This is a genomic window from Corynebacterium sp. HMSC034B08 (assembly GCF_001835805.1).
Lineage (GTDB): Bacteria > Actinomycetota > Actinomycetes > Mycobacteriales > Mycobacteriaceae > Corynebacterium > Corynebacterium coyleae.
The window spans coordinates 1-218 of sequence record NZ_KV825941.1 but is presented as its reverse complement, the minus strand read 5'-3'; the positions used below and the strand labels follow the sequence as shown (position 1 = coordinate 218).

The window sequence follows — 218 nt, the reverse complement described above, 5'->3', positions numbered from 1 at the left end:
GCGGGTTTTTGGTACCGGTGTTCCGGAGACCCGGTACTGCTGTGTTCCGGGTAGTTGGTACCGGGGCCGGGCCGACGGAGTCGGCCCGGCTGTTTGTCTTATTCGTCCGGTTCTATTGGGGCGGTGGCCTTGCGCATGTCGAAGTCTCCGATGCGGATTCGGTGGCCGTTGTTGAGGCGGCTAACGAGTGAATCGGCTCCGACTCTGTCGGGGAGGGC

General features: G+C 63.3%; 1 pseudogene. It reads right to left on the bottom strand.

Features of this window, described 5'->3' with window-relative positions:
* Positions 1-98: 98 nt before the first annotated feature.
* A pseudogene (locus tag HMPREF2656_RS13435) lies at positions 99-218 on the bottom strand (ATP-binding protein); the annotation flags it as partial.